Annotated in this window: 21 protein-coding genes and 4 pseudogenes; 14 read left to right on the top strand and 11 right to left on the bottom strand. The window is 66.8% G+C overall.

The genetic code is table 11. From position 1 onward, the window contains the following. The first annotated feature begins 288 nt into the window (after nucleotides 1–288). Entirely contained in the window at nucleotides 289–579 is a 291-nt protein-coding gene (gene catC, locus WT16_RS22045; RefSeq protein ID WP_015603854.1) for a muconolactone Delta-isomerase, read from the top strand. 47 nt (nucleotides 580–626) lie between these two features. On the opposite strand, the gene cyoD is transcribed toward catC, so the two are convergent. From cyoD to WT16_RS22070, 5 genes are all read right to left on the bottom strand, one after another. Further along, entirely contained in the window at nucleotides 627–959 is a 333-nt protein-coding gene (gene cyoD, locus WT16_RS22050) for a cytochrome o ubiquinol oxidase subunit IV (protein ID WP_015603342.1), read from the bottom strand. Next, on the bottom strand, nucleotides 960–1,568 hold the full coding sequence (gene cyoC, locus WT16_RS22055; protein WP_015602612.1) for a cytochrome o ubiquinol oxidase subunit III: 609 nt from the start codon (nucleotides 1,566–1,568) through the stop codon (nucleotides 960–962). It abuts the gene before it with no gap. Next, nucleotides 1,568–3,574, bottom strand: a complete 2,007-nt coding sequence (gene cyoB / locus WT16_RS22060) for a cytochrome o ubiquinol oxidase subunit I (RefSeq protein WP_006028020.1) — start codon at nucleotides 3,572–3,574, stop codon at nucleotides 1,568–1,570. The genes cyoC and cyoB overlap by 1 nt, the downstream gene beginning before the upstream one ends. A gap of 3 nt (nucleotides 3,575–3,577) precedes the next feature. Beyond that, entirely contained in the window at nucleotides 3,578–4,465 is an 888-nt protein-coding gene (gene cyoA, locus WT16_RS22065; protein ID WP_063534212.1) for a ubiquinol oxidase subunit II, read from the bottom strand. A 427-nt stretch (nucleotides 4,466–4,892) separates the two neighbouring features. Next, entirely contained in the window at nucleotides 4,893–6,926 is a 2,034-nt protein-coding gene (locus WT16_RS22070) for an NADPH-dependent 2,4-dienoyl-CoA reductase (protein ID WP_063534213.1), read from the bottom strand. Between the two features lie 96 nt (nucleotides 6,927–7,022). Here WT16_RS22070 and WT16_RS22075 point away from each other — a divergent pair, with 96 nt between their 5' ends. The 3 genes and pseudogenes from WT16_RS22075 to WT16_RS35100 all read left to right on the top strand — a co-directional run bounded on the left by WT16_RS22075 (nucleotide 7,023) and on the right by WT16_RS35100 (nucleotide 8,808). After that, complete coding sequence (locus tag WT16_RS22075) at nucleotides 7,023–8,114, top strand: AraC family transcriptional regulator (protein ID WP_063534214.1); 1,092 nt, start codon at nucleotides 7,023–7,025, stop codon at nucleotides 8,112–8,114. A gap of 76 nt (nucleotides 8,115–8,190) precedes the next feature. Continuing rightward, nucleotides 8,191–8,391 (top strand): annotated as a pseudogene (locus tag WT16_RS22080) (hypothetical protein); the annotation flags it as partial. Between the two features lie 5 nt (nucleotides 8,392–8,396). After that, nucleotides 8,397–8,808 (top strand): annotated as a pseudogene (locus WT16_RS35100) (nuclear transport factor 2 family protein). Between the two features lie 198 nt (nucleotides 8,809–9,006). On the opposite strand, the gene WT16_RS22085 reads toward WT16_RS35100, so the two are convergent. Together WT16_RS22085 and WT16_RS22090 are read right to left on the bottom strand one after the other, a co-directional pair. Then, nucleotides 9,007–9,219 carry a DUF1059 domain-containing protein gene (locus tag WT16_RS22085; RefSeq protein ID WP_009915794.1) on the bottom strand — a complete coding sequence of 71 codons (213 nt, stop codon included), beginning with the start codon at nucleotides 9,217–9,219 and terminating at the stop codon, nucleotides 9,007–9,009. A 174-nt stretch (nucleotides 9,220–9,393) separates the two neighbouring features. Beyond that, nucleotides 9,394–10,308, bottom strand: a complete 915-nt coding sequence (locus WT16_RS22090) for a LysR family transcriptional regulator (RefSeq protein ID WP_063534935.1) — start codon at nucleotides 10,306–10,308, stop codon at nucleotides 9,394–9,396. 182 nt (nucleotides 10,309–10,490) lie between these two features. Here WT16_RS22090 and benA point away from each other — a divergent pair, with 182 nt between their 5' ends. Genes benA through WT16_RS22110 form a run of 4 tightly spaced genes read left to right on the top strand, consistent with a single transcriptional unit; the run spans nucleotide 10,491 to nucleotide 14,200 of the window. Continuing rightward, nucleotides 10,491–11,858 carry a benzoate 1,2-dioxygenase large subunit gene (gene benA / locus WT16_RS22095; RefSeq protein WP_063534215.1) on the top strand — a complete coding sequence of 456 codons (1,368 nt, stop codon included), beginning with the start codon at nucleotides 10,491–10,493 and terminating at the stop codon, nucleotides 11,856–11,858. Then, entirely contained in the window at nucleotides 11,855–12,346 is a 492-nt protein-coding gene (gene benB, locus WT16_RS22100; protein WP_059930696.1) for a benzoate 1,2-dioxygenase small subunit, read from the top strand. The genes benA and benB overlap by 4 nt, the downstream gene beginning before the upstream one ends. Nucleotides 12,347–12,389: 43 nt before the next feature. Further along, the gene (benC, locus tag WT16_RS22105) at nucleotides 12,390–13,409 is read left to right on the top strand and encodes a benzoate 1,2-dioxygenase electron transfer component BenC (protein ID WP_063534216.1); all 1,020 of its coding nucleotides are present in this window, start codon (nucleotides 12,390–12,392) and stop codon (nucleotides 13,407–13,409) included. Further along, entirely contained in the window at nucleotides 13,406–14,200 is a 795-nt protein-coding gene (locus WT16_RS22110) for a 1,6-dihydroxycyclohexa-2,4-diene-1-carboxylate dehydrogenase (protein WP_006028030.1), read from the top strand. The genes benC and WT16_RS22110 overlap by 4 nt, the downstream gene beginning before the upstream one ends. 62 nt (nucleotides 14,201–14,262) lie before the next feature. Here WT16_RS22110 and WT16_RS34555 read toward each other — a convergent pair. After that, nucleotides 14,263–14,387: pseudogene (locus tag WT16_RS34555) on the bottom strand (alpha/beta hydrolase); the annotation flags it as partial. A 92-nt stretch (nucleotides 14,388–14,479) separates the two neighbouring features. On the opposite strand from WT16_RS34555, the gene WT16_RS22115 reads away from it, so the two are divergent. The 4 genes from WT16_RS22115 to WT16_RS22130 all read left to right on the top strand — a co-directional run bounded on the left by WT16_RS22115 (nucleotide 14,480) and on the right by WT16_RS22130 (nucleotide 18,696). Continuing rightward, entirely contained in the window at nucleotides 14,480–14,965 is a 486-nt protein-coding gene (locus WT16_RS22115) for a MarR family transcriptional regulator (protein WP_009915797.1), read from the top strand. After that, on the top strand, nucleotides 14,962–15,534 hold the full coding sequence (locus WT16_RS22120) for an isochorismatase family cysteine hydrolase (protein WP_009915799.1): 573 nt from the start codon (nucleotides 14,962–14,964) through the stop codon (nucleotides 15,532–15,534). The genes WT16_RS22115 and WT16_RS22120 overlap by 4 nt, the downstream gene beginning before the upstream one ends. Before the next feature lie 22 nt (nucleotides 15,535–15,556). After that, nucleotides 15,557–16,609, top strand: coding sequence for an FUSC family protein (locus WT16_RS22125; RefSeq protein ID WP_063534217.1), 1,053 nt, complete (start codon nucleotides 15,557–15,559; stop codon nucleotides 16,607–16,609). 647 nt (nucleotides 16,610–17,256) lie between these two features. Then, nucleotides 17,257–18,696, top strand: a complete 1,440-nt coding sequence (locus WT16_RS22130; protein WP_063534218.1) for a sialidase family protein — start codon at nucleotides 17,257–17,259, stop codon at nucleotides 18,694–18,696. 154 nt (nucleotides 18,697–18,850) lie between these two features. Here WT16_RS22130 and WT16_RS22135 read toward each other — a convergent pair whose 3' ends face one another. After that, nucleotides 18,851–20,413, bottom strand: coding sequence for an amino acid permease (locus tag WT16_RS22135; RefSeq protein ID WP_041862022.1), 1,563 nt, complete (start codon nucleotides 20,411–20,413; stop codon nucleotides 18,851–18,853). A gap of 177 nt (nucleotides 20,414–20,590) precedes the next feature. Here WT16_RS22135 and WT16_RS35105 point away from each other — a divergent pair. Then, nucleotides 20,591–20,811, top strand: a pseudogene (locus tag WT16_RS35105) (hypothetical protein). A 117-nt stretch (nucleotides 20,812–20,928) separates the two neighbouring features. Here the strand turns inward: WT16_RS35105 and WT16_RS22140 are convergent. After that, nucleotides 20,929–21,819 (bottom strand): metal-dependent hydrolase, encoded by an 891-nt coding sequence (locus WT16_RS22140; RefSeq protein WP_082875069.1) that lies wholly within the window; start codon nucleotides 21,817–21,819, stop codon nucleotides 20,929–20,931. A 433-nt stretch (nucleotides 21,820–22,252) separates the two neighbouring features. Here WT16_RS22140 and WT16_RS22145 point away from each other — a divergent pair, with 433 nt between their 5' ends. After that, a complete protein-coding gene (locus tag WT16_RS22145) occupies nucleotides 22,253–23,632 on the top strand; it encodes an MBL fold metallo-hydrolase (RefSeq protein WP_006028037.1) in 1,380 nt (459 codons plus the stop codon). A gap of 239 nt (nucleotides 23,633–23,871) precedes the next feature. Here WT16_RS22145 and WT16_RS22150 read toward each other — a convergent pair whose 3' ends face one another. Next, a complete protein-coding gene (locus WT16_RS22150; protein ID WP_006028038.1) occupies nucleotides 23,872–24,618 on the bottom strand; it encodes a beta-ketoacyl-ACP reductase in 747 nt (248 codons plus the stop codon). Between the last annotated feature and the right edge of the window lie 301 nt (nucleotides 24,619–24,919).

A 24,919-nucleotide genomic window follows, 5' to 3' on the forward strand; every position in this document is an offset into this window, starting at 1 on the left:
GGCTCACGCAAGAGTAGAAAGATCAACGCTTAACACAGGGTGAACGTCGAAAGGTTGCGCAGCAATCGAGTGTGATGACAAATCAGGTAGGACCGGGGCTCGCTAAACCTGAATGGCTTGAAGAGCTCCGAAAGCTCGCCAGGAGAATGAGGTGCGAGTCAGCGTATTTCATAGGGGCCCGCAGCGGCAGGACCGGCTGCAACAAGGCCGGATATAGAGCTGCAGCCCATCCTGTCCGTTAAAACACACGAAAACTGTTGCAAACGGGACGCGTTCATATAGCAAGCCATGCTGTTTCATGTGGAAATGATCGTCAACCTGCCCGCCGACATCGATCCGGTGAAGGCCGCGGCCCTGAAGGCGGAAGAAAGGGAGATCGCGCAGCGGCTGCAGCGCGAAGGCGTGTGGCGGCATCTGTGGCGCATCGCGGGCCGCTATGCGAACGTCAGCATCTTCGACGTCGAGAGCCCCGCGCATCTGCACGACGTGCTGAGCCAGCTACCGCTCTTTCCGTACATGCGGATCGACGTGCGCGCATTGTGCCGCCACCCGTCGTCGATCCGCGACGACGATCGCTGAGCCGCGCGGGCATGCGCCGGCCCTCTCGGCGCATGCAAAACTCATGCTCAACGCGACATCATGTTCATGCCGACGTTGTGCATGACCCAAAGCGTGCCGACGATCAGGATCGCCGCCGTCAGCACCGTGTAGCTGAACGCCATCACGTTCCAGCGCTGGCTGGACGATCCGTTCATGTGCAGGAAGTACACGAGGTGCACGACGATCTGCACGAACGCGAGCGCCGCGAGCCCGACGAGCGACGCGTGCGACGACAGCGCGCCGCTCAGCACGAGCCCGAACGATGCGGCCGTCAGCAGCACCGACAGCAGGAAGCCCGCGATATATCCGCCGACGGTGCCGTGCGCTTCGCCGTCGTGAGAGAGATGCGTATCGGCCATTTAGATCACGCTCGCGAGATAGACAAAGGTAAAGACGCAGATCCAGACGATGTCGAGGAAGTGCCAGAAGAGGCTGAGGCACGTAAGGCGCCGGATGTCGCGCTCGGTCAGCGCCGGGCGGCGCATCGCCTGGAACGCGAGCACGGCCATCCACAGGAGGCCGATCGCGACGTGCAGCCCGTGCGTGCCGACGAGCGTGAAGAACGACGACAGGAACGCGCTGCGCTGCGGACCCGCGCCCTCGGCGATCAGGTGCGAGAACTCGCGCAGCTCGAGGCCGAGGAACGCCGCGCCGAGCGCGAACGTCACCGCGAGCCAGCCGAACAGCACGCCACGGCGGCCGCGCTGCGCGCCGATCATCGCGAAGCCATACGTGATGCTCGAGAGCAGCAGCAGTGCGGTTTCGAGCGCGACGCCCGGAATGTCGAACAGGTCGACCGCGGTCGGGCCGCCCGCGAATTGATGCGCCATCACCGCGAACACGGCGAACAGCGCGGCGAAGATCACGCAGTCGGTCATCAGGTACAGCCAGAAGCCGAACACCGAGTGCGACGGCGGATGATCGTGCGCGGCCTGATGACGAGCGGCGCTCACGGATTGATACGACATCAGTTTGCCTCCAGTTCGACTTCCGCCGGCCGCGCAACGAAGCGCGCGCCGCCGCGTTTTTCCTCGATCTTGCGCACGGCGTCGGCCGGGATGTAATAGCCGTCGTTGTCGCTCGCGCTATACGCGATCACCGTCACGACGATGCCGACAAGCGACGCGATCGCGAGCCACCAGATATGCCACACCGCCGCGAAGCCGAGCACGAGGCTGAACACGCCGACGAAGAGGCCCGCGCTCGTGTTCGACGGCATGTGGATGTCGCGATACTCCGCCTGCTTGCCGAGGCCGAGGCCGCGCCCCTTGCGGTACGCGAACTCGTCGAGCGTGTGCACGGTGGGAATCGTCGCGAAGTTGTACGCGGGCGGCGGCGACGACGTCGCCCATTCGAGCGTGCGGCCGCCCCACGGGTCGCCCGTCAGATCGCGGTTCCCAGGCAGCTTGCGATCGCGCAGGCTGACGACGAGCTGCAACAACTGGCATGCGATGCCGATCGCGATCAGCCCGGCGCCGCACGCGGCGACGATGAGCCACGGATGCCACGCGGGATTGTCGTAATGATTCAGGCGGCGCGTCATCCCCATGAAGCCGAGCACGTACAGCGGCACGAACGCGACATAGAAGCCGACCTGCCAGAACCAGAACGCCGCCTTGCCGAGCTTCTCGTTCAGCTTGAAGCCGAACACCTTCGGGAACCAGTAGTTGAAGCCCGCGAGATAACCAAACAGCACGCCGCCGATGATCACGTTGTGGAAGTGCGCGATCAGGAACAGGCTGTTGTGCAGCACGAAGTCCGCGCCCGGAATCGCCATCATCACGCCCGTCATCCCGCCGAGCGTGAACGTCACCATGAAGCCGATCGTCCAGAGAACCGGCGTCGAGAATTCGAGCCGGCCGCGATAGATCGTGAACAGCCAGTTGAACACCTTCACGCCGGTCGGGATCGCGATCACCATCGTCATGATCCCGAAAAACGCATTCACGTTCGCGCCCGAGCCCATCGTGAAGAAGTGATGCAGCCACACGAGGAACGACAGCACCATGATCGCGCAGCTCGCGTAGACCATCGTCTTGTAGCCGAACAGCGGCTTCTTCGCGTAGGTGGCGACCACTTCCGAGAAGATCCCGAACGCGGGCAGGATCAGGATGTAGACCTCGGGATGGCCCCACGCCCAGATCAGGTTCAGATACAGCATCGCGTTGCCGCCGGCGTCGTTCGTGAAGAAGTGCATGCCGAGGTAGCGGTCGAGGCCGAGCAGCGCGAGCGTGACCGTCAGGATCGGGAACGACGCCATGATCAGCACATTCGTGCAGAGCGCGGTCCACGTGAACACGGGCATCTTCATCATCGTCATGCCGGGCGCGCGCATCCGCAGGATCGTCACGAAGAAGTTCACGCCCGTGAGCAGCGTGCCGACGCCGGATATCTGCAGCGCCCACAGGTAGTAATCGACGCCCACGCCCGGGCTGAACTGCAGCTCCGACAGCGGCGGATACGCGAGCCAGCCCGTCTGCGCGAATTCGCCGACGACGAGCGAGATGTTGATCAGGATCGCCGAGACCGCCGTCATCCAGAAGCTCAGCGAATTGATGAAAGGGAACGCGACGTCGCGCGCGCCGATCTGCAGCGGCACGATGATGTTCATCAGGCCGATCATGAACGCCATCGCCATGAAGAAGATCATGATGACGCCGTGCGCGGTGAAGACCTGATCGTAGTGGTGCGGCGGCAGATAGCCGGGGCCGTTGTACGCGAGCGCGAGCTGCAGGCGCATCATCACCGCGTCCGCGAAGCCGCGCAGCAGCATGATCAGCGCGACGATGATGTACATCACGCCGAGCTTCTTGTGGTCGACCGACGTGAGCCACTCCGTCCACAGCCATTTCCAGCGCTTCGTATAGGTCAGCGCGCCCAGAATTCCGAGCACGACGAGCCCCATGAACGCACCCGCGCCCATGATGATCGGCTGATCGAACGGGATCGCCGAAAGCGTCAATTTACCGAACATGCATTACCTCTTCGTCCGACAGGCGGCGTCCGTCAGGTCGAGGACGTGGCCGTCGTTGTACTTCGCGATGATGTTGTGAAAGAGCCGCGAATCGACCGTCGAGTAGTAGCGCACGGGCTGCTTCTCGCTCGGCTGCGCGAGCTGGCCGTATGCGGTCATGTCGAGCCGGTCGGCCGATGCGCGCACCTTCGCGACCCAAGCGTCGAACGCGTCGCGCGATGTCGCGAGCGTGCGGAACTTCATGTCCGAGAAGCCGCGGCCGCTGTAGTTCGCGGAAATGCCGGCGAAATCGCCCGGCTCGTCGGCGATCAGGTGCAGGCGCGTCTGCATGCCGGCCATCGCGTAGACCTGCGTGCCGAGCTGCGGAATGAAGAACGAGTTCATCACCGAATCGGACGTGATCCGGAAATTGATCGGCGTGCCGACGGGCACCGCCAGTTGGTTCACCGAAGCAATGCCGAGATCGGGATAGACGAAGAGCCATTTCCAGTCGAGCGCGACGACCTCGACGTTGATCGGCTTCACCGACGATTCGAGCGGCCGGTACGGGTCGAGCGCGTGCGTCGTCTTCCACGTGAGGATGCCGAGAAACAGGATGATCAGCGACGGAACCGTCCAGATCACGATCTCGATCGCGGTGGAATGCGCCCACTTCGGCGCGTAGGTCGCGTTGCGGTTCGATGCGCGGTAGCGCCACGCGAACAGCAGCGTGAGGAGGATCACCGGCACGACCACGATCAGCATCGCCCACGTCGACGTCGCGATCAGCGACTTCTCCGCGGCGCCCACCGCGCCTTTCGGATCGAGCACGTCGAGCCCGCAGCCGGACAGCGAGGCGAGCGCACCGATCGCCCCGAACCACGACACGCCTTTGAAAGCCTTTCTATTCATCACATTTGCCAGCAAGATGTATCACGCTCCAGGCGAACCGACGGACGACCGACTCACGGAAGCGCTCGCATCATACGGCGAGCGAACGAGATGAAAATCCGTCAATGAGGCAAATCATCTTTGCTGAAAATGACAGTGCGACACGATGTCACAGCATTGGCGACACGTGTTTCGACGAGGCGGGAAGATGACTGCGCATGCGCGATGTCGACGCGAAACGCCCTCGGTTGCTCGGCGCTTTCGAATGCGCCGCCGCATCGGAGCCGCCAACATGACAGAGCGCGAAGCCGGCGATCGCGACCGGTCGCCTCCGCCGCGTCGCCCGCTTCGACGAGCGTGGCGGCCGGACGCGCGGACAAGCGCCGAACGCCGCTCGAACACGCGCGCCGACCGCGCAAGCTTCGCGCCGCCGCACGCCGCGCCGCGCTCAAAGTCGCGCGGCGAGCCTCGCGCCCTGGTCGATCGCGCGCTTCGCGTCGAGCTCCGCGGCCAGCTCCGCGCCGCCGATCAGATGCACGGACACGCCCGCCGCCTTCAACGGCTCGAGCAGCGCGCGCTCGGGCTCCTGCCCCGTGCACAGCACGATCGTATCGGCCTCGATCAAGGTCGGATCGACGCGCTCCTTGCCGAACGTCACGTGCAGCCCCTTGTCGTCGATCAGCTCATAGTTCACGCCGCCGATCATCTCGACCTGCTTCATCTTCAGCGTCGCCCGGTGGATCCAGCCGGTCGTCTTGCCGAGCCCCTTGCCGAGCCCCGTCGCCTTTCGCTGCAGCAGCGTGACGCGGCGCGCGGGCGGCGCCGCCTCGCCGCGCATCACGCCGCCACGCGCGAGCGTGGGGTCGGTCACGCCCCACTCCGCTTTCCATGCGTCGAGATCGAGCGCCGGCGATTCGCCGTCCTGAACGAGAAACTCGGACACGTCGAAGCCGATCCCGCCCGCGCCGACCACCGCCACGCGCTCGCCGATCGGCTTGTTGCGCGCGAGCACATCGATATAGGTCAGCACCTTCGGATGATCCTGGCCCGGAATGTGCGGATTGCGCGGCGCGACGCCCGTCGCGAGCACGACATCGTCGTAGCCGGCCGCGATCAGCTCGGCCGCGCCGACGCGGCGGTTCAGGCGCAATTGCACGCCCGTCAGCTCGATCTGGCGTGCGAAGTAACGCAGCGCCTCGTGAAACTCCTCCTTGCCCGGAATGCGCTTGGCCATGTTGAACTGGCCGCCGATCTCGGCCGCCGCGTCGAACAGCTCGACGCGATGCCCGCGCTGCGCGAGCACCGTCGCACACGCGAGGCCGGCCGGCCCCGCGCCGATCACCGCCACGCGCTTCGCGTGCGCCGCGCGCGCGTAGTTCAGCTCCGTTTCATGGCATGCACGCGGATTCAGCAGGCACGACGCGATCCGGTTCTTGAACGCGTGATCGAGGCACGCCTGATTGCAGCCGATGCACGTGTTGATTTCGTCGACGCGGCCCTCGGCCGCCTTCTTCACGAATTCGGCGTCGGCGAGGAACGGCCGCGCCATCGACACCATGTCCGCGCAGCCGTCCGCGAGAATCTGCTCGGCGACTTCCGGCCGGTTGATCCGGTTCGTCGTCACGAGCGGAATGCCGACTTCGCCCTTCATCTTCTTCGTGACCCACGCGAACGCGCCGCGCGGCACCGACGTCGCGATCGTGGGCACGCGCGCCTCGTGCCAGCCGATGCCCGTGTTGATGATCGTCGCGCCCGCGCGCTCGACCGCCTTCGCGAGCAGCACGACTTCGTCCCAGTTGCTGCCGTCCGGAATCAGATCGAGCATCGACAGCCGATAGACGATGATGAAATCGCGGCCGACCGCCTCGCGCGTGCGCTCGACGATCTCGACCGGCAGCCGCATCCGGTTCGCATACGAGCCGCCCCATTCGTCGGTGCGCTTGTTCGTATGCAGCGAGATGAACTGGTTGATCAGGTAGCCTTCGGAGCCCATGATCTCGACGCCGTCGTAGCCCGCCTCGCGGGCGAGTTGCGCGCAGCGCACGAACGCGCGGATCTGCCGCTCGATGCCGCGCGCGGTCAGCTCGTGCGGCGTGAACGGCGAGATCGGCGACTTGAGCCGCGTCGGCGCGACCGTGAACGGATGGTAGCCGTAGCGGCCGGTATGCAGGATCTGCAGCGCGATCTTGCCGCCCTGCGCGTGCACCGCGTCCGGAATCACGCGATGCCGGCGCGCAGCGGCGCCCGTCGACAACGTGCCGCCGAACGGCTTCGTCCAGCCGGCCACGTTCGGCGCGAAGCCGCCCGTGACGATCAGGCCGACGCCGCCGCGCGCGCGCTCGGCAAAATAGTCGGCGAGCCGCGGCAGCGTCTTGCGGCTATCCTCGAGGCCCGTGTGCATCGAGCCCATCAGCACGCGGTTGCGCAGCGTCGTGAAGCCGAGGTCGAGCGGGGCGAGCAGGTGCGGAAACGGGGTCGTCATGGGTTATCGCGGGAACGGAAATATCGGGATCGTCACATCGTAGGCGCTTGCGCCGCTTGTCCGTAAGGGGTCAAGCAGCCATAATGCTTGTCATTCATGGCCAATCTTGGCCATTCTCATCCGGTTCACGACACCCGCGTGCGACGCTCGACGAAAGACCAGCTTGGCTTGCGCCGGCCGACGATTCCGGTCGCGTACCTGCGGCATCTGCTGAAGGTGTTCGACGAACGCGGCATCGACGCGCGCGACGCCCGCGCGGGCACCGGCCTGCGCGACGCCGTGCTCGGCGAGCCGGACGCGCGCATCGCGCCGTCGCAGTGGGGGCGGCTCGTGCTGAACGCGATCCGGCTGAGCGGCGACGAAGGAATCGGCTTCGAGCTCGGGCTGCGGCTGCGGATGTCGGTGCACGGCTTTCTCGGCTACGCGGCGCTGACGGCTGCCGACCTGCGTGCGTCGCTGCTCGTCAACGCGCGCTATTCCCGGATGCGCAACCGCCAATACCGGCTGCACTACGCGGAGCGCGACGATGGCGCGACACTCGCGCTGCACGGCGTGCAAGCGAGCCCGGTGCTCCAGCATCACGCGATGTTCGAGATCGTGCTGACCGGGATCGCGCAGAACGTCGGCACGGTGACGGGGCGCGCCGATCCGCCGATCGAGCTGCAATTCGCGTGGCCGGAGCCCGACTATTACGCGCGCTATCGCGACCGGCTGCCGCCCATGCGCTTCGGCTGCGCGGCGAACGCGCTGTGGGTGTCGCACGACGCGCTCGACTGGCCGTTGCCGCTCGCGGATGAAGTCGCGCACCAGCAGGCGCTCGCGCAGGTCGAGCGCGAATACGCGGACGTGCGTCACGAGGAAGGCGACCTCGTCGCGCGCGTGCGCGCGGAGCTCGCGCAGCCGGCGCACGGCTACCCTGGGCCCGACGAACTCGCGCGGCGCCTCTTGATGTCGGCCCGCACGCTGCGCCGGCGGCTGCTCGATGCGGGCTCCGGCTATCGCGCGCTCGTCGACGAAGCGCGGCTGCGCGACGCGCGCCGGCTGCTGCGCGCGTCGGACCTCGATCTGAAGACGATCGCCGAGCGGCTGCAGTTCAACGATCCGGCGAATTTCACGCGCGCGTTCCGCAAGTGGACGGGGCAAACGCCGAGCGCGTACCGGGAAGCGGGCGGCGACGTCGAACGATAGACGGCATGCGCCGCGTTCGCTTTGATGTTCACGCACGCACTCACTCACGCGTGCGAGCGGGAGCGAATTTGCGTCGATGCGCGAGATGCGCCATCTGTGGCGCGAGGCGCTGCGCATGGACAACGCAAAGCTCGTCACCGCGCTCGGCCGGGAACCGCACACGCCGCTCGACGCGGCGGTCGAAACGCTTGTCGGGCGCAGCCGCTGCGCGCGCCGCGTCTCGATCGTGGCGAGCCCCTCGAGCGCGAACGCGACCTGCGCGCTCGACAGCCGATAGTAGCGATGTCGCCCTTCCGACTCGACGGCGAGGAGCCCCCCGTCCAAGACCTCGACGCACTGATGGCGCTCTACGCATACGACGCGACACTCGAGACGCCGCTGATCGTCGCCGTGCTGCGAGACCGCGCCGAAGGCATTCTTCACGGCGGCGCAGCGATCCGCGCGTTCTTCGAAGCGGGATTCCTGCGGTTGCCGAACGAGCTCGCGCGCTGGCACCGCACCGACACCTTCTTCACGAACCGGCCGTCAATTGATCTGGGCATATCCGCGCGAAACGCCGCAAGGCGATCAGGTCGACCTGAACGAATCGATCGACGTTGCGGGCGGGCGCATCACGCGCCACCGGGTCTACTGGGGTTGGGTCGGATTCAAGACGCTCGTCGCGGCGATGAAGCGCGCCGAACCGGCCACATGACGCGGCGGGCTCCGGCACGAAAGGAAAAAGACCGCACGCCGCGCGGTCGGCGACGCGCGCCGCCGCGTCCGGGTGCAAACGCGCATCCGCTGTCGACTCACCGGCACGGCAACGGATTCGAACGCGCGGCCCGAACGGATGCGACACGCGCGCCCGCGAGCCAACGCGCACCGACACGCATCGGCGGTTCCGTCGACGCTACGCTTGACGCGGTGCATCGACGGGCGGCGTGCCGTCGTGGAAAAGCGTTCTTAGCTGCGCGCGCAGTTCCGGCGAATCGGCGTGACGATGCACCGAGACCGCGTGCTGGACGGCCGCCTCCAGCAATTCGTCATCCGAATCAGCGGACATTGCGACGGTGCAGTGCATGTCGCTCGGAAACTCCCGGCAATCGATGTATTTGCGAGCCATGACGTCCTCCTCGCACGAAATATGAAGCAACCTGACGATCGATGGTCCCCCGGGACAATCGCTTCGAAAACGACGATGCCCGCACGTCGAACGAAGTGATGGTTGGATTCTAGGTCACGGCGAAACGGTTCGTTAGGCTAACCGACGAAGGGCGCGAACGCGCAGCGCGCCCGCTCATTCGTGCGGCGGCAAGTAGTCCATCTTGAATTCGTCGTACAACCGATAGATGAGTTCGAGCATCGCGCGAATGTCCTCCGATTCGTCGAGCATCCGCGTGCTCATGATGATCGGCGACACGAGGTTCGGATCGTCGAGCTCCTTGTAGCGGACGTCGTCGCGCTTGAGCCCGTACACGCTGTGCGGCACGACCGACACGCCCTCGCCCGCCGCGACGAGCCCGAGCGCGATCTGCAGCTCGCGCGTCTCGTAGATCCGGTGCGGCTTCAGCGCGCGGTCGTGGAACGCGGCGAGCACCTGGTCCGCATAGCTCGGCCGCGGCGACTTCGGAAAGATGATCAGCGTCTCGCTGACAAGGTCGTGCAGCGACAGCACCGGCTTCGCCGCGTCGAGCGGATGCGCGTCCGGCAGCGCGACGATCATCCGCTCCTCGCGCAGCACGATGCGCCGCACGCTCGGGTCCTCATGACGAATACGGCCGAAGCCGACGTCGATCCGCCCTTCCTTCAGCGCCCGGATCTGATCCATCGTCGACATCTCGCTCAGGCTCAGCTCGACTTCGCCATGCTCCGCGCGAAAGCGCCGGATGATGCGCGGCAGCATCCCGTACAGCGTCGAGCCGACGTAGCCGACCGACAGCGCCCGCTCGATCTTGCCGATGCGCTTCGTCATCGATTCGAGCTCGGCCGTCTGCGCGAGCAGTTGCATCGCGTGCGAATAGAAGAAGCGGCCCGCATCGGTCATCTTCAGCGGCCGCGCATGACGCTCGAACAGCATCACGCCGAGCGCTTCCTCGAGTTGCTGTATCTGGCGGCTCAACGGCGGCTGCGCGATGTGCAGGCGCTCGGCCGCGCGCGTGAAGTTCTGCTCCTCCGCGACCGCGACGAAATAGCGTAGATGCCGCAATTCCATCTTCATACCCCGAGGATATCGATCCGATACTCAATCAGTGTTGGACGCCCCGTTTTACCAGCAACTATCCTCAATCTGACCGCGTTGTCGTCGAGCACTATACCTGCGAAGCATCGTAGGTTCACCCGGGGTTTTCCGCACGGCGCGCGCCGGTCCCGATCAGAGCCCATCAGGAGATGCCCATGATCCCGATCTATCCGGATCGTCACCCGACGCTGCGATGCATCGACGATTTCCTCGTCGAAGACAAGGCGCGCGGCGACTACCGGCTGCACCGCAGCGCGTTCACCGACGAAATGCTGTTCGAGCTCGAGATGAAGCACATCTTCGAAGGCAACTGGATCTATCTCGCGCACGAGAGCCAGATCCCGAACGCGAACGATTACTACACGACCACGCTCGGCCGCCAGCCGGTCGTGATCGCGCGCAATCGCCAGGGCGAGCTGAACGCGTTCGTCAACGCATGCACGCATCGCGGCGCGATGCTGTGCAGGCACAAGCGCGGCAATCGCGCGAGCTACACGTGCCCGTTCCACGGCTGGACGTTCAGCAACAGCGGCAAGCTGCTCAAAGTGAAGGACCCCGAAGGAGCCGGCTACCCTGACTGCTTCAATCGCGACGGCTCGCACGATCTGAAGAAGATCGCGCGCTTCGAGAACTATCGCGGCTTCCTGTTCGGCAGCCTGAATCCGGACGTCGGGCCGCTCGCCGCGTATCTCGGCGACGCCGCGCGCATCATCGACATGATCGTCGACCAGTCGGCGGACGGCCTCGAAGTGCTGCGCGGCTCGTCGACGTACACGTACGAAGGCAACTGGAAACTCACCGCCGAAAACGGCGCGGACGGCTACCACGTGTCGGCCGTTCACTGGAATTACGCGGCGACCGTCAATCATCGCAAGACGGACACGCAGCACGAAGACACGATCCGCGCGATGGACGCGGGCAACTGGGGCCGCCAGGGCGGCGGCTTCTATGCGTTCGATCACGGCCACATGCTGCTGTGGACGCGCTGGGCGAACCCCGAGGACCGGCCGAACTTCGATCGCCGCGAAGAATTCGCCGCGCGCTGCGGCAGCGATGTCGCCGACTGGATGATCCGGAACTCGCGCAACCTGTGCCTGTACCCGAACGTCTACCTGATGGACCAGTTCGGCTCGCAGATCCGCGTGCTGCGGCCGCTCGCCGTCGATCGCACCGAGGTCACGATCCACTGCATCGCGCCGAAGGGCGAAGCGCCCGACGCGCGCGCGCGACGCATCCGCCAATACGAGGATTTCTTCAACGCGAGCGGGATGGCGACGCCCGACGATCTCGAGGAATTCCGCGCGTGCCAGCAGGGCTACGCGGGCCGCGCGGTCGAATGGAACGACATGTGCCGCGGCGCGGCGCACTGGATCGAAGGCCCCGACGAAGCGGCGCGCAGGATCGGCATCCGGCCGCTGATGAGCGGCGTGAAGACCGAGGACGAGGGGCTGTATACGGTCCAGCACCGCTACTGGATCGCGACGATGAAGCAGGCGCTCGCCGCCGAAAGGAGCCGCGCATGAGCACAATCGACATCGCCCGCATCCAGGCGTTCCTCTATCGCGAAAGCCGGCTGCTCGATGACAAGGCATGGGACGCGTGGCTCGACTGCTATCACCCGCGCGCCGTGTTCTGGATGCCGTCGTGGGACGACGCGGACGCGCTCGTCACCGATCCGCAGCGCGAGATCTCGCTGATCTACTACCCGAACCGGCAGGGGCTCGAGGATCGCGTGTTCCGCATCAAGACCGAGCGCTCGAGCGCGACGATGCCCGATACGCGCACGAGCCACAACCTCGCGAACGTCGAGCACGAGAGCGCCGATGGCGACGTGCACGTCGTGCGGTTCAACTGGCACACGCTCAGCTATCGCTACAAGACGGTGTCGAGCTACTTCGGCATGTCGCGCTACGCGATCGATTTCTCCGGTGGCGCGCCGAAGATCGTCAGCAAGTACGTCGTCCTGAAGAACGACTACATCAACCAGTTGATCGACATCTATCACATCTAGCTGGCCGCGCGGCGCGCGCCGCGCCGCGCCCGAGGAACGCATCATGGAACACCGCATCGCCCTGCACTTCGAAGACGGCGTCACCCGCTTCATCGCGTGCCGCGACGGCGAAACGCTTGCCGACGCCGCCTATCGCCAGCAGATCAACATCCCGCTCGATTGCCGCGACGGCGCGTGCGGCACCTGCCGCTGCCGGTGCGAATCGGGCGACTACGACCTGCCCGAAGCGAGCTACATCGAAGACGCGCTGACGGCCGACGAAGCCGCGCAACGCTATGTGCTCGCATGCCAGACGCGCCCGCGCAGCGATTGCGTGATCGACGTGCCCGCGTCGTCCGCCGCGTGCAAGACGGGCGCCGCGCGCCACGAGGGCACGCTCGCGTCGGTCGAGCGGCTGTCCGCGTCCACGATTCATTTTTCGATCGACGTCGACGAGCCCGCGAAGCTCGCGTTTCTCGCCGGGCAGTACGTGAACGTCGAGATTCCCGGCGTGGGCGCGACACGCTCGTACTCGTTCAGTTCGCGGCCGGGCGACGCGCGCGTGTCGTTTCTCGTGCGCAACGTGCCGGGCGGGCGGATGAGCCGCTACCTCGCCGGCGAGGCCGCGCCCGGCCAGCGGATCGCGTTCTCCGGCCCGCACGGCAGCTTCTACCTGCGCGACGCCGCGCGGCCCGCGCTCTTTCTTGCGGGCGGCACCGGCGTCGCGCCGTTCCTGTCGATGCTCGACGTCTGCGCGTCGCGCGACGGCGCGCCGCCCGTGCGGCTCGTCTACGGCGTCACGCGCGACGACGATCTCGTCGCGCTCGAGCGCCTCGGCGACGTCGAGCGTCGCCTCGCCGGCTTCGCATACCGGACCTGCGTCGCGGACGACGCGAGCGCGCACCCGCGCAAGGGCTACGTGACCGCGCACGTCGAGCCCGAATGGCTGAACGACGGCGACGTCGACATCTATCTGTGCGGCCCCGCGCCGATGGTCGACGCTGTGCAGACGTGGCTGCGCGAGCGCGGCGTCACGCCGGCCAATCTGTACTTCGAAAAATTCTCGTCGAGCGGCGCGTCATGAACACTCGCCACGCACCCGGCCGCTTCGACGGCAAAGTGACGATCGTCACGGGCGCCGCGCAAGGCATCGGCCGCGGCGTCGCGCTGCGCGCGGCGCGCGAAGGCGCGACGGCGGTGCTCGTCGATCGCGCGGATCTTGTCCACGACGTCGCGGCCGACATCGTCTGCGCAGGCGGCCGCGCGCTCGCCGTCGTCGCCGATCTCGAAACGTACGCGGGCGCCGAAGCGATGGCGCGCGCGGCCGTCGACGCATTCGGCTCGATCGACGTGCTCGTCAACAACGTCGGCGGCACGATCTGGACGAAACCGTTCGACCGCTACGAAATCGCGCAGATCGAGGCGGAAATTCGCCGCTCGCTGTTCCCGACGCTGTGGTGTTGCCGCGCAGTGCTGCCCGGCATGATCGCGCGCGGCGGCGGCGCGATCGTCAACGTGTCGTCGATCGCGACGCGCAGCGTTCATCGCGTGCCGTACGCGGCCGCGAAAGGCGGCGTCAACGCGTTGACCGCGAGCCTCGCGTTCGAGCACGCGGCGCACGGCATTCGCGTGAACGCGGTCGCCGCGGGCGGCACCGACGCGCCGCCGCGCAAGGTGCCGCGCAACACGGAACCGCCGGGCGGCGACGATGCGCGCTGGTATCGCGCGATCGTCGACCAGACGCTGTCGTCGAGCCTGATGCATCGCTACGGCACGATCGACGAGCAGGTCGCCGCGATCCTGTTTCTCGCATCGGATGAGGCGTCGTACATCACCGGCTCGGTGCTGCCCGTCGGCGGCGGCGATCAGGGCTGAGCGTCGCGCGCGGGCTCGGGAAGCCGGTAATCGGGATCGCGACGACGCAACCGCGCGACGTGAGCGGCGGCGTTCAGCACGGCCAAAGGACTGGATTGCGGCCGGCCCACGCGCCGAGCGTCACGACCGATCCGATCAACGTCATCCCTGTCAGCAGCGCCTGCTCCTCGATGGCCGCGCCCGCCATCGGCATTGCGCCGCGTCCTGCGTCGCGACATCCCATCCACTCCAATCCGCTCCATATTGCTATAAAAATATAGCTATATTAAAGTAGCCAACATGATCACCGCCCTGCACCTCCAGCAAGCCTCCCGCCTGCGCGGCCAAGTCACCGCGCTCACCCGGCGTTTGCGTCGCGAAGCGCAGGCCGATCCCGTGCAGTTCTCGCAACTGGTCGTCCTCGGCGCGATCGATCGCCTCGGCGGCGAGCCCACGCCGTCCGAGCTCGCGTCGGCCGAGCGGATGCGCTCGTCGAATCTCGCCGCGCTGCTGCGCGAGCTCGAAAGCGGCGGCCTGATCCGGCGCCACGCGGATCCCGCCGACGGCCGCAAGAGCCGCGTATCGCTGAGCGCGAGCGGCAAGCAAATGCTGTACGGCAACCGCGCGAAGCGCGAGGAATGGCTCGTTCGCGCGATGCACGCATGCCTTTGCGCCGACGAACGCGAGGTGCTCGCCGCCGCCGGCCCGCTGCTCGAGCGCCTCGCGCAATTCGACGAAGCGGCCAGCGCCGCGCCGCCCGCCCCCTCACCCAGGAGCTCACGATGAACACTGCCTTGATCGGACTCGACTACATCGTCGACATCATGCACCCCACCGGCAAGATCGCCCGCAGCGCAGCGCACGCCGCGCAGCGCGACGTCGTCGGCCGCTTCAACCGCGCGCTCGCGGCCGCGAAGCAGAAGGACTGGCTGCGGATCGGCGTCAAGGTCGGCTTCGAGCCGGGCTATGCGGACTTGCCCGCGCATTCGCCGATGTTCGGCCGCGCGAAGGAATTCGGCGCGCTGGACCTGAGCGGTCCCGGCACGGCGTTTCATCCGGATCTCGACGCCGACGCCGTGCAGCTCGTCGTCGTCAAGCCTCGCGTGAGCGCGTTCTACGCAACGCGCCTCGAAGCCGCGTTGCGCGCGCGCCGGATCGAACGCGTGATCGTCGCGGGCGTCAGCACGACGTGGGCCGTGCAGGCCGCCGCTCGCGACGCGCACGATCGCGACTACGAAGTGCTCGTGCTGGAAGACGCGTGCGCGGCCGCGACGGAAGACGAGCATCAGCGCTCGATCGACGCGCTGCGCGGCATCGCGCGGATCGTCACGGTCGGCGATCTCGCGGCGCTGTGAGCGCGGCTCGCGCGAGGCCCGCATGATCCGCGCGATCCGCGCCGCGCTCGCCGCCCGGATCGGCCACGCATTCGACTTGCCGACGCTCGGCCGCACGCTCATCGTTTGCGCACCGACGATCGCGCTGTACGGCGCGACGGACGATGCGCGCTGGCTGCTCGCATCGATCGCGACGGTGTCGATCGCGATCGCCGTCGAGCGCGTCGGCATTGCGCCGCTCGGCGCGCTCGCGCAAGGCGCGGCGATCATCGCCGGCTTCCTGTCGCTGTCGCACGCACTGAGCGCGTGGCCGGCATTCGTCGGCGGCTGCGCGGCGCTCGCGGCCGCGGCCGTCGCGCTGTCGCGCTTCGGCGCGCGGCTGCGCTCGCTCGGCAACTTCGTCTTCATCCCGTCGCTGTATCTGACCTGCGAGGCCGCGGCCGCGCAGCATTGCGCGCCGCGGCTCGTCCCCTACCTGTGCGCGGCGATGCTGCCGCCCGTCGCGCTGTCTTGCGTGCAGGCGCTGCGCGGCGCGCCCGCGGCGCAGCGCCTGCACGCGCTCGCGCGCTGGCGCGACGCACGCGATCTCGGCCGGCCCGCCGCATGGAGCGATGCGGCGCAGGCAATCGTCGCGGTCGCGCTCGCGGCGGCTGTCGCCGCGCTGCTCGTCGAATGGCTGCACATCGACAATGGGCAATGGGCGATCTGGTCTGCCGCGAGCGTCGTCACCGGCGATGCAGCCACCGCGCGCCTGAAGCTGCGCGATCGCGGCCTCGGCGCACTCGTCGGCGTGCCGCTCGGTCTCGCGGCCGGCTACGCACTGCCGCACGGCGCGCTCGTCTACACGCTCGCGACGCTCGCATCGGTTCTCACGCTCGTCGCGTTCCGCCATTACGCGACCGGCTTCAGCGCACGCTGCGCGTGCATCGCGTGCGCATCGTGGATCGCACAGCAGTCGGCGGCGATCGCCGCCGAGCGCGTCGTCAACGTACTGGCCGGCGGCCTGATCGGCGTCGCGTTCGTGCTCGCGACGCACTGGTTCGCGACGCGCCCGCTCGCGCGATGGCGCAACGCGCGCGCGAATCGCCACGCCTGACTGACGCGGCGAGCGCCGCGTTCGCGCGCGCGGCGCTCGCCATGCGTCACGCGCGCCGCGCCCAATACATCGGCATCCGAATCGAGCGCGAACGAACGACGATTCGATGACGTACACGCGTGCTCCGCCCGGAACATCGATGCACCGCCGCATTCGAAACACCAGCCAAACGAAGAACGATTGGCATTTCGCTTACGCGCCTTGCGCACGAAAAGCCCGCGCGATCGGCAAATCTTCCGCCCGATTCTTTCAGCATCCTTAAGCCAATTCCGTCTCTTTCCGACGCTACGCTCTGTTACAAAAAAGTTCCTGTCGCCACGCGCGAAGTTGCCTACATTGCAATCCACTTCGAGGCATTCGTCGCCGTGACTTCGCGGCGCGCGCGGCCGACCGTCGCGCACCGCCGCATGACGGCAGCAACAAGAAACGAGAGAGTCGTACCGATGCGCTGGCGGAACCCAGCGATGGCGGATGGCGACAGTCGATAACGGCGAAGCGAAAGCGAGCGCGGCACCCCGCGCGCGTCGACGACCTCATTCGATCGCGCCGACCAAGGGGGCGGCCCGTGACGACGAACGCGACGTCTCGCGCGCTCGCGCCGCTTTGGTTCGGCAGTCGCCGCCGCCGCTCACCGAGGAGAGTTGTCCATGCGACGCATTGCCTTGCCTGTCTCGTTTGTCACCGGAATCTCCGCCGCGGCGGCCCTTGCGATGGCCGCGGCCGCGCACGGCGCGCCCGTGCTCGTCTCCGGTCCGAGTCCGTTCGCCAGTTGCACGATCGGCGGCCCCGGCACCAACTATGTGAACGCGGAAGTCGAGCCGTGGGTTGCGGTGAATCCCGCGAACCCGTCCAACGTGATCGGCGCGTGGCAGCAGGACCGCTGGTCGAACGGCGGCGCGCACGGCCTCGTCGCCGGCTATTCGTTCGACGGCGGCCTCACATGGAAACGGACGAACCTGCCGTTCAGCGCGTGCGCGGGCGGCCTCGCATACGAACGCGCGTCCGATCCGTGGGTGTCGATCGGGCCCGACGGCACCGCGTACTCGGTGTCGATCTCGTTCAACCAGTCGAACAACAGCAACTCGGTCGCGGCATCGGTCTCGACGGACGGCGGCCAGACCTGGAGCGCGCCGACGCTGCTCATCGCCGACAACGAGCCGACCACGCAGTTCTTCAACGACAAGGAATCGGTGACGGCGAATCCGAAGAAGGCGGGCACCGCATACGCGGTGTGGGACCGGCTCGAGCAGCCGACCGGCAATCCGCACGCGAACCTGCACACGGCCGCGTATCGCGGGCCGACGTTCTTCTCGAAGACGGCCGACGGCGGCAAGACGTGGAGCGCGCCGGCCGTGATCGTCGACGTGCCGTCGCGGCAGCAGACGATCGGCAATCAGATCGTCGTCGATCCGCGCAGCGGCGCGCTATACGATTTCTTCGACCTGATCCAGCCGCCGTTCAGCGCGGCCGCGGGCAAGGTCGCGTTCATCAAGTCGACCGACGACGGCGCGACCTGGACGAAGCCGCAAATCGTGTCCGGCCTGCAGACGGTGTCCGTCACCGATCCGAATACGAACGAACCGGTTCGCACGGGCGACATCATCCCCGAGCCCGCGATCGATCCCGCGACGGGCCAACTGTACGTCGTCTGGCAGGACTCGCGCTTCAACGGCGGCCTGTACGACGAGATCGCGCTGTCGACGTCGTCCGACGGCGGCGCGACGTGGAGCGCGCCGATCCGCGTGAACACGCCGAGCGGGCGGCCCGCGTTCAATCCGTCGGTGCGGGTGAATTCGGCGGGCGTCGTCGCGGTCACGTATTACGACTTCCGCGATCTGCAGGCCGGCAACACGACTACGCTGCCGACCAACTACTGGCGCACGCTGTCGGCCGACGGCGGCCGCACGTTCGGCACCGAGCGCCGGATCGCCGGCCCGTTCGACATGCGGACCGCGCCTGTCGCCGAAGGCTTCTTCATCGGCGATTACGCGGGGCTCGACACGCGCGGCACGTCGTTCCTGCCGTTCTTCGTGCAGACGAACTCGGGCAACACGGCGAACCGCACCGACGTGTTCGCCGCGCCGTAAGCGGGCGCGCCGCACAGCGCGGCGCGACGCGGCGCGACGCGCCAAGAAGAAAAAACGACGGGCAACTCAAATAAAAAAGCGGCCGCGCCCGATGCCGGGCCGGCCGCCTGTCGAATTTGCAGCGAAACGAACGAGCGCTGCGGGACGCGATGCGTTACGACGCCGCCTCGGGACTCGACGGCACGCGAATGGCCGCCGCTTCGCGCGCGTCATGCGCCGCCGCGCGCTCGTGCTCGGCCACCCATGACGCGATGTCCATGTCTTCGTAGCGGACCCAGCGCGTCTTGTGAACGAGCCGATAGCCGAGCCACACGACGAGGAAGAGCGGAATGCCGACGTAGGTCGCGAGCACGCCGACCCAGTCGATCCTGTTCGCGAGGAACGCCTGATAGTCCTGGCCGAGCGCGATCACGATGCACAGGGCGAACGCGAAGATCGGGCCGTACGGATACAGGCTCGACTGATACGGCAGTTGGCCGACCGAGAAGCCCTGGCGCACGTAGCCCTTGCGGAAACGGTAGTGGCTGAGCGCGATGCCGAGCCACGCGATGAAGCCCGTCATCCCCGACGTGTTCAGCAGCCACAGATACACCGTCTTGTCTCCGTACAGCGACGACAGGAAGCACAGCGCGCCGACGGCAGTCGTCGCATACAGCGCGTTGCGCGGCACGCCGCCCGCCGAGAGCTTCGCGAACAGTTTCGGCGCGCGGCCCTCGGTCGCGAGGTTGTAGAGCATCCGCGTCGACGCATACATCCCCGAGTTGCCCGCCGACAGCACGGCGGTCAGGATCACCGCGTTCATCACGCCGGCGGCGAGCGCGAGGCCCGCGTGGCGGAACACGAGCGTGAACGGGCTCACGCCGACGTCCGTCACGTCGCTCTTCAGCAGGTTCGGATCGGTGTACGGAATCAGCACGCCGATCACGAAGATCGCGAGCACGTAGAACAGCAGAATTCGCCAGAACACCTGACGCACCGCACGCGGGATCGTCGTGCGCGGGTTTTCCGATTCGCCGGCGGCCACGCCGATCAGCTCGGTGCCCTGGAACGAGAAGCCGGCGATCATCGCGACGCCCATCATCGCGGGCAGGCCGCCCGCGAACGGTGCGTCGCCGATCGTGAAGTTGCTCCAGCCGTTGCTCGGGCCGCCCTTCAGGATGCCGAAGATCATCAGCAGGCCAACGCCGATGAACGCGAGCACGGTCACGACCTTGATGAGCGCGAACCAGTATTCGGCTTCGCCGAAGCCGCGCACGGTCAGCACGTTGAGGAGGAACATCACGCCGAGGAACGCGGCGCTCCACCAGACGCCCGGCACGTCCGGAAACCAGTAATGCATGACGAGCTGCGCGGCGACGAGCTCGACCGCGATCGTCACCGCCCAGTTGTACCAGTAGTTCCAGCCGAGCGCGAAGCCGAAGCCTTCCTCGACGTATTTCGCGCCGTACGTCGCGAACGAGCCCGACACCGGCATGAACGCGGCCATCTCGCCGAGACTCATCATCAGGCAGTAAACCATCAGGCCGATCAACAGATAGGCGAGCATCGCGCCGCCGGGGCCCGCCTGCGAGATGGACGCGCCGGACGCGACGAACAGGCCCGTGCCGATCGAGCCGCCGATCGCGATCATCGTCAGGTGGCGGGCTTTCAGGCTGCGGCGCAGCCGAGGAGGATTCGATTGTGCGGTTGAGCTGTCGGAATTCGGGTGTGGTGACATAACGGGCTGGCAAAAGCGGCGGGCGACGGTTCGACGCCGCGCCGGGCAGGACGCCGGATTCGGCGCGTCCCCGGGACGATCCGCGGCGCGCCGCCCGGTGCCGACCGGGCGCGCCGCGCCGCACGCATTTTTTGCGCAGCGCGGATTCTACCCGATTCATCAGAGCTCGCCTGCAACATGACGTGCTGCGACGCGCAAGATCGACGCGGGAAAAACGCTTTGCCGATCAATGGGTTGCGCACCGAGCACGGCGGCTCGGGGCTCGCCGCGCGCATCGTGGGCCGGCGCTCGTCCGATGCAGCGCGGCATCGAAAAATATGAAGAATGCGAAATCGGCCGATCTTCGCTGCGGCGCGCAATGGTTCGCAACACGAAAACGCCGCGAGACGACGCGATAAGCACGAACACGAACGGCGGCCGAGCATGCTCCCCCGGCACAGCGGCGCCCCGAAAAAAATGGAAGGGCCGCTCGTAGCGGCCCTTCTCTTCTCCCTGATTTGCCTGCTTGTCCTGCGTTACACCGCCCGCGGCACCGGATGCAGCGGCACCCGGCGGGGCGCGGCCTTCGCCGCCTGACGCGCATTGCTCGCGTCGATCTCGGCGATCAGATCGTCGAGGCGCTCCAGATGCGCGCTGTTGTCGTGATCCCACGGATGGAAGCCCGGGCGGAAGTAGTCGATCCATTCGCGCGCGATCAGCGCGAAGATGCCGTTCTTCGGGCCCCACAGATACTTGACCAGCTTGCCGATGCCGAGCCCCTTGCCGATGCGGCGGCGATGCGAGATCAACAGGCGCGTGTTGAAGTCGAACAGCGTCGCCCAGAACACGACCGTGACGAGCAGCATCGCGCCCGTGCGCAGCAGGTAGCTCGCGAGGCTCGGCTTCATCACGGTGCGCCACACGTCGTATGCAACCGCCTTGTGCTCGGTTTCCTCCATCGAGTGCCACATCCACATCTGGCGATAGCCGTCGACTTCGCTCAACGTGATGCGGTTCGCGAGCACGAGGCCCGTGAACATCGCGGTGTAGTGCTCGAGCGCCATCGTGATCGCGAGCTGCATCGAGTGCGGCAGCGCTTTCTTGAACCAGCCGAGCACCATCCACAGGCGCTTGTCGAGCTTGTGCGCGGGCAGGCCCGCCGACTGCAGCAGATCGTTGAATTCGACGTGCTCGCGCGTATGCATCGCTTCCTGGCCGATGAAGCCGGCGATGTCGCGCTTCAGGCCAGGCTCCTCGACCCGGTCGCGATAGTTGCGCACCGAATCCATGAAGAAGCGCTCGCCCGCCGGGAACAGCAGCGACAGCGCGTTGAACAGGTGCGTCACGCCCACGCCGGCGGCGTGCCAGTCGCAGATGCGGCCGGGCGGCAGGGCGAAGCGGATATCGCGACGAACAATTGCATTCACGGTGTTTGTCTCCATTGGTCCCGTCAGGGGACGTCGGTGCGACTCGATGCAACGCCCCGATGAGCCGATTTGGGAATAGGGGCGCGGTCGCCATCACATCAAACCATCAATCAACGTTACATTGATTGATGTCATCATAGGAGACGTTCAAACTCTGCGCAAGAACGACTTCGCGCAAAAAACACATTCTTCGCTGCGGAGTTTCCCCTACTCGCCCGCGCAAGCGTCCGGCGCACGCGGCACGCGGCGACGCCCGAGCGCGGCCTTCAAACGGCGCGCCGGTGTCTTCGCCGGTTCCCCCCTTTGCCGGTTCTCCCCCTTGTTGCCTCGCGCCCGGGAAGCTCCGCCTCGCAGGTTGATCCACGTCAGCAATGAGCCCGTCGCGTGTAGTGCAATGGGCTCATCGGACATCACACGCTTTTCAGGGGGTCTCATGAAACTGACGTTTCTCGGCGCGACGGAAACCGTCACGGGCTCGAAGTACCTGCTCGAGCACGCCGGAACACGCGTCCTGATCGACTGCGGGCTGTTCCAGGGCACGAAGAAGCTGCGGCTGCGCAACTGGAGCCCGCTGCCCGTGCCCGCCGGCTCGATTGCCGCCGTCGTGCTCACGCACGCGCATCTCGATCACAGCGGCTATCTGCCCGTGCTCGTGCGCGAGGGCTTCCGCGGGCCGGTCTATTGCACGCACGGCACCGCGGCGCTCAGCGAAATCATGCTGATGGACAGCGCGCGGCTCCTCGAGGAAGAAGCCGATTTCGCGAATCGTCACGGCTACTCGAAACACCATCCGGCGTTGCCGCTCTATACGGCCGACGACGCGCAGCGCGCGCTCGAGCGCCTCGCGCCGCGCGATTTCGACGCGCCGACGGCGCTCGCGGGCGGCCTGCACTTCCGCCTGCTGCCCGCCGGCCACATTCTCGGCGCGGCGAGCGTCGTCGTCTGCTGGCGGCACACGCTGCTCGCGTTCTCCGGCGACCTCGGCCGCGCGCACGATCCGATCATGCGCGCGCCCGTGCCGCCCGTTCACGCGGACTATCTCGTCGTCGAATCGACGTACGGCGACCGGCTGCACGACGCGAGCGACCCCGAGACCGAGCTCGCCGACGTATTCGCGAAGACGTTCGCGCGCGGCGGCGTGGTCGTGATGCCGTGCTTCACGGTCGGGCGCGCGCAGGAGATTCTCCACTACATCGCGCAACTGAAGAAGACGGGGAGGATGCCGCACGTACCCGTCTTTCTCGACAGCCCGATGGCGACGAGCGTCACCGAGCTCTACCGGCGGCGGCTCTCCGATCACCGGCTCACGATGTCCGACGCGGACGCGATCGGCCAAGCGGCGGTGATGGTGCGCACGGTCGAGCAATCGAAGGCGATCGCCGATCACAACGGGCCGATGGTCATCATCGCGGGCAGCGGCATGGCGACGGGCGGCCGCGTGCTGCACCATCTCGAGCGCTACGCGCCCGACAGCCGCAACACAATCCTGCTCGTCGGCTATCAGGCGGCGGGCACGCGCGGCGCGGCGCTCGCCGCGCACGAGCCGACGCTGAAGATTCACGGCGAATACGTGCGCGTGCGCGCGCAGGTCGAGATGATCTCGTCGCTGTCCGCGCACGCGGACTACGGCGAGATCCTCGGATGGCTCGGCGCGCAATCGAGCGCCCCCGCGCGCACGTTCGTCACGCACGGCGAGCCCGCGGCGGCCGACGCGCTGCGGCGGCGGATCGAGGAAACCCTGCATTGGCGCTGCGAGGTGCCGTCGTATCTCGAATCGGTCGAGCTCGAGGATGGGCCTGCTCACACGAAATGATTCCGGCGAGAGGCGCGAAGCGCCGGGCATGCGCCGATGTCCGGCGGCTTCGCTGCGCCGAACGCATCGCCTGAATCGGCTGGACATTGCGGCATGCGCCGTTTTCGTCATGTGATGCAAGCGCCGCACGACAAGGCAGCGCGACGCCGGCCGCCGCACGCGCATCGTGTCCGGCCGAAGCGCACCGCTCGACCGCCGAAGTGCGCCGAAGCCGTGCGAACGGCGTCGGCGCACTCTGGTCAGGACATGTGCATCCCGCCGTTGATCGCGAGATCGGCGCCGGTGATGAACGCCGCGTCGTCCGAGCACAGGAACGCGATGAACGCGGCCACTTCATCGGGCTGGCCGAGCCGGCCGACCGGGATCTGCGGCAGGATCTTCGCTTCGAGCACGTCCTGCGGCACCGCTTCGACCATCGCGGTCGCGAGATAGCCGGGCGACACCGTGTTGACCGTGATCCCGCGCTTCGCCGTTTCGAGCGCGAGCGTCTTCGTGAAGCCGTGAATGCCCGCCTTCGCCGATGCGTAGTTCGCCTGACCGAATGCGCCGCGCGAGCCGTTCACCGAACCGATGTTGACGATACGTCCGAAGCGCCGCTCGACCATGCCCGCAATGAACTGTTTCGTCACATTGAACATCGCGTCGAGATCGGTTCGCATCACCGCGTCCCAGTCGCCCTTCGTCATCTTCACGAACGTCGCATCGCGCGTGATCCCCGCATTGTTGATCAGCACGTCGATCTTGCCGAAATCCGCGAGCACCTTCTCCGCGCACCGCTCGCACGATTCGAAATCCGCGACGTCGACCGCATACGCCTTGAAATCGCGTCCGGCATCGCGCTCGTGCATCAGCCACGTCGACACATGATCGTTGTGCTCCGAATGCGACACCGCCACAGCCATGCCGGCGTCGTGCAGCCTCCGGCTGATTGCCGCACCCAATCCGCCCATACCGCCCGTCACGAACGCCACGCGTTTTGCTTCCATCACGGCCTCCCGATGAGGTGCCCGGTGCGGCATCGACGCCGCGCGCCCCGCAAACGGGGTCGCGCGGTCGCCATCCGGGCATGGGTTGAGAAATGTGTTACTCGCGGCGCGCGGCGAACGCGCGCGCCGATTCGCGTGTGCGGCGACATGCCTTCGCCCGCCGCCGCGACGCGAGGTGAAACCCCTCAAAGCTATCGCGTTTTACTGTAAGCGCGCACTCACGCGATCCGTTGACCTGAGTCAAACGAACAAACAGCAACACTCCGTGCCAATGCTGTAGGAAACGACCTACAGCGCTACG

The sequence above is a fragment of the Burkholderia sp. MSMB1589WGS genome (assembly GCF_001636105.1).
In the GTDB taxonomy this organism is placed as follows: domain Bacteria; phylum Pseudomonadota; class Gammaproteobacteria; order Burkholderiales; family Burkholderiaceae; genus Burkholderia; species Burkholderia humptydooensis.